8 protein-coding genes, 1 rRNA gene and 1 pseudogene are annotated in these 8,359 nt (G+C 71.9%); 8 read left to right on the top strand and 2 right to left on the bottom strand.

Annotation, left to right across the window (positions count from 1 at the left end; translation table 11 throughout):
* From rrf to ACZ66S_RS25850, 3 genes and pseudogenes are all read left to right on the top strand, one after another.
* A 5S ribosomal RNA gene (rrf, locus tag ACZ66S_RS25860) occupies positions 1 to 92 on the top strand; the annotation flags it as partial.
* 549 nt (positions 93 to 641) lie between these two features.
* Positions 642 to 1,376, top strand: a pseudogene (locus tag ACZ66S_RS25855) (tetratricopeptide repeat protein); the annotation flags it as partial.
* 21 nt (positions 1,377 to 1,397) lie between these two features.
* Complete coding sequence (locus ACZ66S_RS25850) at positions 1,398 to 2,204, top strand: tetratricopeptide repeat protein (RefSeq protein WP_469903901.1); 807 nt, start codon at positions 1,398 to 1,400, stop codon at positions 2,202 to 2,204.
* A 55-nt stretch (positions 2,205 to 2,259) separates the two neighbouring features.
* Here ACZ66S_RS25850 and ACZ66S_RS25845 read toward each other — a convergent pair whose 3' ends face one another.
* Entirely contained in the window at positions 2,260 to 3,552 is a 1,293-nt protein-coding gene (locus ACZ66S_RS25845) for a DUF1015 family protein (protein ID WP_469903887.1), read from the bottom strand.
* A gap of 72 nt (positions 3,553 to 3,624) precedes the next feature.
* Here ACZ66S_RS25845 and ACZ66S_RS25840 point away from each other — a divergent pair, with 72 nt between their 5' ends.
* The 4 genes from ACZ66S_RS25840 to ACZ66S_RS25825 all read left to right on the top strand — a co-directional run bounded on the left by ACZ66S_RS25840 (position 3,625) and on the right by ACZ66S_RS25825 (position 7,677).
* The gene (locus ACZ66S_RS25840; RefSeq protein ID WP_469903886.1) at positions 3,625 to 4,653 is read left to right on the top strand and encodes an HAD hydrolase-like protein; all 1,029 of its coding nucleotides are present in this window, start codon (positions 3,625 to 3,627) and stop codon (positions 4,651 to 4,653) included.
* Positions 4,654 to 4,736: 83 nt separating this feature from the next.
* Entirely contained in the window at positions 4,737 to 5,780 is a 1,044-nt protein-coding gene (locus ACZ66S_RS25835; RefSeq protein WP_469903885.1) for a FecCD family ABC transporter permease, read from the top strand.
* Entirely contained in the window at positions 5,777 to 6,814 is a 1,038-nt protein-coding gene (locus ACZ66S_RS25830) for a FecCD family ABC transporter permease (RefSeq protein ID WP_469903884.1), read from the top strand. The genes ACZ66S_RS25835 and ACZ66S_RS25830 overlap by 4 nt, the downstream gene beginning before the upstream one ends.
* Positions 6,811 to 7,677 carry an ABC transporter ATP-binding protein gene (locus tag ACZ66S_RS25825; RefSeq protein WP_469903883.1) on the top strand — a complete coding sequence of 289 codons (867 nt, stop codon included), beginning with the start codon at positions 6,811 to 6,813 and terminating at the stop codon, positions 7,675 to 7,677. The genes ACZ66S_RS25830 and ACZ66S_RS25825 overlap by 4 nt, the downstream gene beginning before the upstream one ends.
* Here the strand turns inward: ACZ66S_RS25825 and ACZ66S_RS25820 are convergent.
* The gene (locus ACZ66S_RS25820; protein WP_469903882.1) at positions 7,661 to 8,008 is read right to left on the bottom strand and encodes an SCP2 sterol-binding domain-containing protein; all 348 of its coding nucleotides are present in this window, start codon (positions 8,006 to 8,008) and stop codon (positions 7,661 to 7,663) included. The genes ACZ66S_RS25825 and ACZ66S_RS25820 overlap by 17 nt on opposite strands.
* A gap of 42 nt (positions 8,009 to 8,050) precedes the next feature.
* On the opposite strand from ACZ66S_RS25820, the gene ACZ66S_RS25815 reads away from it, so the two are divergent.
* Positions 8,051 to 8,353: a hypothetical protein gene (locus tag ACZ66S_RS25815; protein ID WP_469903881.1), complete on the top strand. Its 303-nt coding sequence runs from the start codon at positions 8,051 to 8,053 to the stop codon at positions 8,351 to 8,353.
* Positions 8,354 to 8,359 lie beyond the last annotated feature (6 nt).

Below are 8,359 nucleotides of genomic sequence, written 5' to 3'. Positions count from 1 at the left end.
CGCCCGGTTACATTTCGAACCCGGAAGCTAAGCCTTACAGCGCCGATGGTACTGCAGGGGGGACCCTGTGGGAGAGTAGGACACCGCCGAACAATCTTTGGAGGACCCCTGGTCCCAGCGTTCACGCTGGGACCAGGGGTCCTTTTGTTTTTAGAATGCTTGCAGTACCGAAGACAGGAGTCACCATGTCCACCAACTCTCCCGACGACCGACCGGAGCGCGACCAGCGACGACGGGACGGTGGTGACCGCGGCGATCGCGGCTACCGAGGAGACCGTGGTGACCGTGGCGGCTTCCGTCGCGACAACGGCCGCGGTGTCGGCGACCGCAGCGGCAACGACCGTGGCGGCAGCGACCGAGGCGGCAATCGTGGTGGCGGCTACGGCCGGCGTGACGACCGCCGTGATGACAACCGAGGCGGTGGCTACCCCCGGCGGGATGACCGTCGTGACGACCGCCGTGGCGATGACCGCGGTGACCGGGGAGGCATCCGTCGCGACGACAACCGAAGTGGCGGCTTTGGACGCCGTGACGACCGTGACCGTGGTCCCCGTGGGGACGACCGTGGACCTCGCCCCGCGTTCCGCCGCGACGACCGCCCGACCGGGCCCCGTCGTGACGACCGCGACCGCGGGTTCCGTCGCGATGGTGACCGACCTGCCCTCCGTCGTGACGACCGCGGTGACCGTGGTGGCGTGGAGCGCCGCGACAACGACCGTGGTGGCTTCCGCCGAGACGACAACCGCGGCGGTGGCTACGGGCGTCGCGACGACCGTGGTGACCGCGGGGATCGCGGTGGCTTCCGCCGCGACGACAACCGTGCCGGCGACAACCGTGCCGGCGACAACCGCGGTGGCGGTTATGGACGGCGTGACGACCGTGACCGCGGTTTCCGCGGGGACGACCGTGACCGTGGCTTCCGTCGTGACGACCGTGGTGACCGCGGGGATCGTGGTGACCGCGGGGATCGCGGTGGCTTCCGTCGCGACGACAACCGTGGCAGTTACGAGCGGCGCGATGACAACCGCGGTAGCTACGAGCGGCGTGACGACCGACGCGACGACCGTCGGGGCGATGACCGTGGGGACCGCGGTGGTTTCCGTCGCGACGACAACCGCGGCAGCTACGAGCGGCGTGATGACAACCGTGGTGGCGACCGTGGCGGTTTCCGCCGTGACGACAACCGCGGCGAGCGCGGTGGCTTCCGCCGCGACGACCGGCGGGACGATCGACGGGACGACCGTGGCGGCCGTGGTGGGCCGCGCAGGGACGACCGTGGTGGGCGGCCCGGTGGCTTCCGTGGCCGGGACGACCGACGCGGTGGCGACGACCGGCGCGGCCCCGGTGGCGGTCGGTTCCGTGATGAGCGTGACCGCGACCGTGAGCCGATCAAGCGGCTGCCGATCCCCGAGGACGTCACGGGCGACGAGATCGACAAGGACGTACGGCAGGAGCTGCAGAGCCTGCCCAAGGGGCTCGCGGAGGATGTCGCCAAGAACCTGGTGATGGTCGCCCGGCTCATCGACGAGGACCCCGAGGGTGCCTACGGCTACGCCAAGGTGGCCCTGCGGCTGGCGTCGCGCGTGGCCGCCGTACGGGAGGCGGCCGGTTTCGCGGCGTACGCCAACCAGAAGTACAGCGAGGCGCTCGCCGAGTTCCGGGCCGCGCGGCGGATGACCGGGCACGTGGAGCTGTGGCCCGTCATGGCCGACTGTGAGCGTGGGCTCGGGCGGCCGGAGAAGGCGCTGGAGATGGCCGGGGCGCCCGAGGTGCACAAGCTCGACAAGGCCGGACAGGTCGAGATGCGGCTCGTCGCGGCCGGTGCCCGGCGTGACATGGGGCAGCTCGACGCGGCCATCGTGACGTTGCAGAGCCCCGAGCTGGCCTCCAACTCGGTGCAGCCGTGGACCGCGCGGCTGCGGTACGCGTACGCCGACGCGCTGCTCGCGGCCGGTCGGGAGGACGAGGCGCGGGAGTGGTTCGCCAAGGCCGTCGAGTCCGACAAGGACGGCAGCACGGACGCCTCCGACCGGCTCGCCGAGCTGGACGGGGTCGAGTTCGTGGACGCCTTCGAGGACGCCGAGGACGAGGGTGACGGCGAGGCCGCCCCGAAGGTCGTGGACGACGTGAAGGTTGTGGAGGACGCCAAGGTCACGGAGGACGCGGACGACGTCGAGGACGAGGACGGCGATCTCAAGGACTGACGTCTGCTGTCGTTGAGCGAAGGGGCGGGATCCCGGGATCCCGCCCCTTCGTGCGTCATACGTCCAGTGCGCGCAGGACCAGGCCGGACGCCGGTTTCGGGCCGAACGACGTGGACTTGCGGGGCATCGTGACGCCCTGGCGGGCGAGGTCGCGGACGACGTCCTCGCGGACCGGGTGCATCAGGACCGCCGTGCCGCCGTCGCGTTCCGCCTTCTCGACCGTGGCGGCCGTGTCGTGGATGTAGGCGATGCGGGCGGGGTCGTCCTCGGGAACGTGCCAGACGTGGGCGAGGAGTGTGGCGTGCAGGACCGTGGCGTCCAGGGTGCGCCAGGCGGTGGGCCGGTCCGCGGGGACCGTACGGGACAGGAGGCCGGGGTCGGGGCGGTCCACGAGGTGGAAGGCGCCGTCGCCGGCGAGGAGGAAGGCGTTGCCCGCGCAGGCCGCGTCGGCGAGGGTGTCCAGGGCCTCGGCCAGGGGCACGTCGAGACGGCGTACCCGGAAGAGGCCGTCGAGGAGCTCCAGGGACCGGGACACCGGGATGCCGTGCAGGAGGCGGTGGATGGCTCGGACGCGCAGGGGATAGCGGGCCGTGTCGACGAGCAGGACCAGGCCGTGGTCCCACGCGCTGGGTGAGGGGTGCTCCGCGCGTAGACGGCGGTAGGTGGCCCAGCGGTGGTGGCCGTCGGCGATGAGGGCCTGGTGCTGGGTCAGGTCCGTCTGGATGCGGGCCACTTCGGCGGGGTCGGTGATCGACCACAGGCGGTGGCTGTAGCCGTCCTCGGTGGTGGTGGCGAGGAGCGGGGGCTGTTCGGCCGCGCGCTCGATTGCGGCCGTCGTGACGGACTCCGTGCCGTTGCCGCGGTAGGTGAGCAGCAGGGGTTCGAGGTTGGCGGAGGTGGCGCGCATGAGGGCCGCGCGGTCGGCGACCACATGAGGCATCACGTCCTCGTGGGGCAGGACCACACCCTCCGACGGCTCGGACAGGCGCAGGGTGCCGATGAGCCCGCGTTGCAGCAGGCCGGCGCCGTCGTGCTGTTCGTAGACGTACAGGCCGGGCTCGCGGTCGGCGGCCAGGATGCCCTCGGAGAGCCAGCCGCGCAGGGTGCGGGCCGCCTGTTCGTTGCGTTCGGCCGGGGTCGTCGCCTGCGGGAGGATCAGCCGGACGATGTTGTACGGGTCGTTCGACTGGAGCTGGTGCAGGCCGTCGGGGCGGACCACGACGTCGTACGGCGGGGATGTCACGGCGGCCAGGCTGCCGACCCGGTCGGGGTCGTATCGCAGGCCTCGGAACGGGGTGAGTTCCAGGCCTCGGCGCGCCGTTGCTTCCGGGTGACCTGCTGAGTTCATCCCGGCATCGTACGGGTGTCGGTGGCATGGGGGATGATCGGGGGAAAGCCGTCGAACGAGGAGCGATGCGGAATGAGCCAGCGCGTGAGGACGAGGCCCGAGGGCAGTGAGCAGGCCCTGAGCGAGGCGTACGACACCGCGCTGCTCGACCTCGACGGGGTGGTGTACGCCGGCGGGAACGCGATCGCACACGCCGTCGACTCGCTCGCCACGGCGCGCGAGGGCGGTATGCATCTCGCCTACGTCACCAACAACGCGCTGCGCACGCCCGACACGGTGGCCGGGCATCTCACCGAGCTGGGGATACCGACGGGGGCCGACGACGTCATCACCTCCGCGCAGGCGGTCGCGCGGCTGATCAGCGAGCAGGTGCCGGCCGGGGCGCGGGTCCTGGTGATCGGTGGTGAGGGGCTGCGGGTGGCGCTGCGGGAGCGGGGGCTGGAGCCTGTGGAGTCGGCCGACGACGATCCGGCGGCCGTGGTGCAGGGCTTCGGTGGGCCGGATCTGCCCTGGGGGCGGTTCGCGGAGGCGAGTTACGCGGTCGCGCGCGGGGTGCCGTGGTTCGCGTCCAACACCGATCTGACGATCCCGAGCGGGCGGGGGATCGCGCCGGGCAACGGCGCCGCGGTGGAGGTCGTGCGGATCGCGACCGGCGCCGAGCCGCAGGTCGCGGGCAAGCCGCTGCCTCCCATGCACCGGGAGACGATCCTGCGGACCGGCGCCGAGCGGCCGTTGGTGGTCGGGGACCGGCTGGACACCGACATCGAGGGCGCGTTCAACGGCGAGGTGGACTCGCTGCTCGTGCTCACCGGTGTCACCGACGGCGCCCAGCTCCTGGCCGCGCCGCCGCAGCACCGGCCGACGTATGTGGACCAGGATCTGCGGGGGATGCTCACCGGTCAGCCCGAGGTCGCCGAGGCGGGCGACGGGTTCCGGTGCGGGGGATGGACGGCGACGGCCGGTAAGGAGCGGCTGGAACTCGACGGTGACGGCGAGGCCCTGGACGGGCTGCGGGCCCTGTGCGCGGCGGCCTGGACGGCGGCCGGGGACGGTGTGTGCGAGCTGGACGCGGAGAAGGCGCTGGCCAGGCTGGGGCTGTGAGGGCGAGTGCGGGGAGCTGTGAGTCCGGTGACGTTCGACTCTCGGGATCGTGGCTGATTGGCAGGGTAGGCTAACCTAACTGCGTGTTGGTCGACAGTCCTCCAGAACAGCGCGCGGAGACCGCCCCCGCGCCCCCAACCCGCCGGGCGATACGCGTCCTTGGGCTCCTCGGGTCCGTCGTGATCCTGGCGCTCGTCGCGACGGCGAGCATCGCGGTCGGGGCGAAAGGGCTGTCCGTGGAGCAGGTCTGGCACGGACTGTTCCAGGACACGGGGACCTACGGCGACGTCGTGGTGGCCGACCGGCTGTCGCGGACCGTCCTCGGGCTGCTCGCGGGGGCCGCGCTCGGCCTGTCCGGGGCGGTGCTCCAGGCGCTCACCCGCAATCCGCTGGCCGACCCCGGACTGCTCGGCATCAACGCGGGCGCGTCCGCCGCGGTCGTCACCGCGATCACCTTCTTCGGCGTCACCTCGCTCAGCGGCTATGTGTGGTTCGCCTTCGTCGGCGCGGCCGCGGTGGGCGCACTGGTCTGGTTCCTGGGCGGCAGCCGGGGCGCCACGCCGGTGCGGCTCGCGCTGGCCGGCACGGCGATCAGCGCGGCCCTGTACGGCTACCTCCAGGCCGTGATGATCACCGACGACCAGGCGCTCAACAAGATGCGCTTCTGGACGGTCGGTTCGCTGTCCTCGGCGGACAACTCGACCATCCTCCAGGTGCTGCCGTTCCTCGCGACCGGGTCCCTCCTCGCGCTCGCCCTGGCCCGGCCGCTCAACGCGATGGAGATGGGCGACGACACCGCGAAGGCCCTCGGCGCCAACCTCAACCGCACCCGGGCGCTGGCCATGCTCTCCGCGACCGTGCTGTGCGGGGCCGCGACCGCAGCCTGCGGCCCGATCGTGTTCGTGGGCCTGATGGTGCCGCACATCGTGCGCTCCTTCACCGGCCCCGACCTGCGCTGGATCCTCCCGTACGCGACCGTCCTGTCGCCCGTGCTGCTGCTGGGCTCCGACGTCATCGGCCGGATCGTGGCCCGGCCGGCGGAGCTCCAGGTCGGCATCGTCACCGCGGTCATCGGCGGACCGGTCTTCATCTTTCTCGTACGACGGCGGAGGACGGCGCAACTGTGAGGACCAACCGTGCCATCAGGACCCCCGGCGGGCTCTCCGTCCGGCTGGACGTCCGGGCCACCGTCGTCGTCGCCCTGATCCTCCTGGCCGCGCTCGGCGCGAGCGTGGTGCTGATCGGCACCGGCGACTTCCCGATCCCCGCCAAGGACGTGCTGAGGACGCTGCTCGGCAACGGCAACGCCGGGCAGGAGTTCATCGTCAACGAGCTGCGGCTGCCGCGGGTCCTCGTCGGGCTCCTGGTCGGTGCCTCGCTCGGGCTCGGGGGCGCGCTGTTCCAGGCCGTCTCCCGCAATCCGCTGGGCAGTCCGGACGTCCTCGGCCTCAGCCAGGGGGCCACGGCCGGGGCGCTCACGATGATCGTGCTGTTCTCCGGAAGCGCGGCCCAGGTCACCCTCGGCGCACTCGCGGGCGGCCTGGTGACCGGACTCGCCATCTATCTGCTCGCCTGGAAGCAGGGGGTGCACGGGTACCGGCTGGTCCTGGTCGGCATCGGTGTCTCCGCCATCGTGACCGCGGTCAACGGCTATCTGCTGACCAGGTCCACCCTCACCGAGGCGGCCCAGGCCGTCGTCTGGATGACCGGTTCGCTCAGCGGCCGGGACTGGGCGCAGGTGTGGCCGCTGCTGTGGCTGTGCGCCGTCCTCGTCCCGCTGGTCCTCGCCAACGCGCGCGGCCTCAGGATGATGGAGATGGGCGACGACGTGTCCAACGCGCTCGGGGTGCGCGTCGAACGCGTACGGCTGCTGCTCCTGGTCGCCGCCGTCCTGCTCACCGCCGCCGCCACCGCGGCCGCCGGGCCGGTCAGTTTCGTCGCGCTCACCGCACCGCAACTGGCCCGCCGCCTCACCCGCTCGCCCGGCCCCAACCTGCTGCCGTCCCTGTGCATGGGCGCGACCCTCCTGGTCACCGCCGACTGGGTCTCGCAGAAGGTCTTCGGCGCGGACCAGCTCCCCGTCGGCGTGGTCACCGGTGTCCTCGGCGGCGTCTACCTGCTGTGGCTCCTGGTCACCGAGCGCAGGGCGGGCCGGATATGACCGCCGAGACCACCCCCACCAGCGGACTGAACAACCCGAGGAGCACCGTGAACCGCCTGTCCGCCGACACCGTCACCCTGGCCTACGACCAGCGCGTCATCGCCGAGCAGCTCTCGGTGGAGATACCCGACCGGTCCTTCACGGTGATCGTCGGCCCCAACGCGTGCGGCAAGTCGACGCTCCTGCGGGCCCTCTCGCGCATGCTCAGGCCCAGCCAGGGCAAGGTGCTGCTCGACGGACAGGTCATCCAGTCGATGCCGGCGAAGAAGGTCGCCCGGACCCTCGGCCTGCTCCCGCAGTCGTCGATCGCGCCCGACGGGATCACCGTCGCCGACCTGGTCGGCCGCGGCCGCTACCCGCACCAGGGCATCCTGCGCCAGTGGTCCACCGAGGACGAGCGGGTCGTCCGGGAGTCCATGCGGCAGACCGGGGTCGCCGAACTCGCCGAGCGGTACGTCGACGAGCTGTCCGGCGGCCAGCGGCAGCGGGTGTGGATCGCGATGGCGCTCGCTCAGCAGACACCCCTGCTGCTCCTGGACGAGCCGACGACCTACCTCGACATCCAGCACCAGATCGACGTCCTCGACCTGTGCGCCGAACTGCACGAGGAGCAGGGCCGCACCCTGGTCGCCGTGCTGCACGACCTCAACCACGCGGCCCGGTACGCCACGCATCTGATCGCGCTGAAGAGCGGGCGGATCATCGCCGAGGGCGCCCCGAACGACATCGTGACGGCCGAACTGGTCGAGGAGGTCTTCGGACTGCGCTGCCAGGTCATCGACGACCCGGAGACGGGCACACCGCTGGTGGTGCCGGCCGCGCGCAAGGCCCGCGCGGGTGTGATCGCTAAAGAAGCTTCCTGAGCTGGAACAGGTCCCTGAGGCCCGCCTCCAGCTTCACCCGGCCCGAGCCCCAGGCCTTGGCGAAGTTCAGCTCGCCGTCGACCAGGGCCACCAGGTCGTCGCCGGACATGGCCAGTCTGATCTGGGCCTTCTCCCGCGGCGGGCCCTGCAGGGTGTCGTGCACCACGATCCGGCCGCCGGTCATCCGGCCGACGAAGGTGACGTCGAGATCGGTGATGCGACAGCTCACCGAGCGGTCCATGGACGCCGCCGCGGCGACGTCCCCCTCGGCGTCGCCCATGCTGTCGGAGAGCTTCTCGAGTGCGGCGCGGCACTCCTCGGTCGTGGCCATCGCGATCGACGGTACCGCAGCGGTTCGGGGTAGCGTCTGGGCATGAGCGACGCTGTTCCGGAGCCTTCACACGAGGCCGCGGCCGAACCCGAGCACGACCCGGCCGCCCCCGCCCCCCTGCACGTCCCTCGCATCCCCACCGGCAACGCCGAGGTCGACGCCCGACTGGAGCGGCTCGGCGACGCCGACCACCTCGCCACGGACGGACACGTCGAGGTGTACGAGGATGTACACCGGGGGCTGCGCGACGCGCTCACCGCGCTCGACGCCCGCCCCGGACCACCGGCGCCCTCGCCGTCGTACGACCAGAGGGCGCCCTCACCCTCGTATGGCACTAGGAGCTGAACCGAA

This window comes from Streptomyces sp. NPDC107471 (genome assembly GCF_055582845.1).
Note: the sequence above shows the minus strand (reverse complement) of the source record. Positions and strands in the feature narration are given on the sequence as shown.

Excerpts from the sequence above, each read along its gene's own strand:
- ACZ66S_RS25820 (WP_469903882.1), bottom strand. The coding sequence starts at position 8,008 with ATGGCCACGACCGAGGAGTGCCGCGCCGCACTCGAGAAGCTCTCCGAC.
- ACZ66S_RS25815 (WP_469903881.1), top strand. The coding sequence starts at position 8,051 with ATGAGCGACGCTGTTCCGGAGCCTTCACACGAGGCCGCGGCCGAACCC.
- ACZ66S_RS25845 (WP_469903887.1), bottom strand. The coding sequence starts at position 3,552 with ATGAACTCAGCAGGTCACCCGGAAGCAACGGCGCGCCGAGGCCTGGAA.
- ACZ66S_RS25840 (WP_469903886.1), top strand. The coding sequence starts at position 3,625 with ATGAGCCAGCGCGTGAGGACGAGGCCCGAGGGCAGTGAGCAGGCCCTG.
- ACZ66S_RS25825 (WP_469903883.1), top strand. The coding sequence starts at position 6,811 with ATGACCGCCGAGACCACCCCCACCAGCGGACTGAACAACCCGAGGAGC.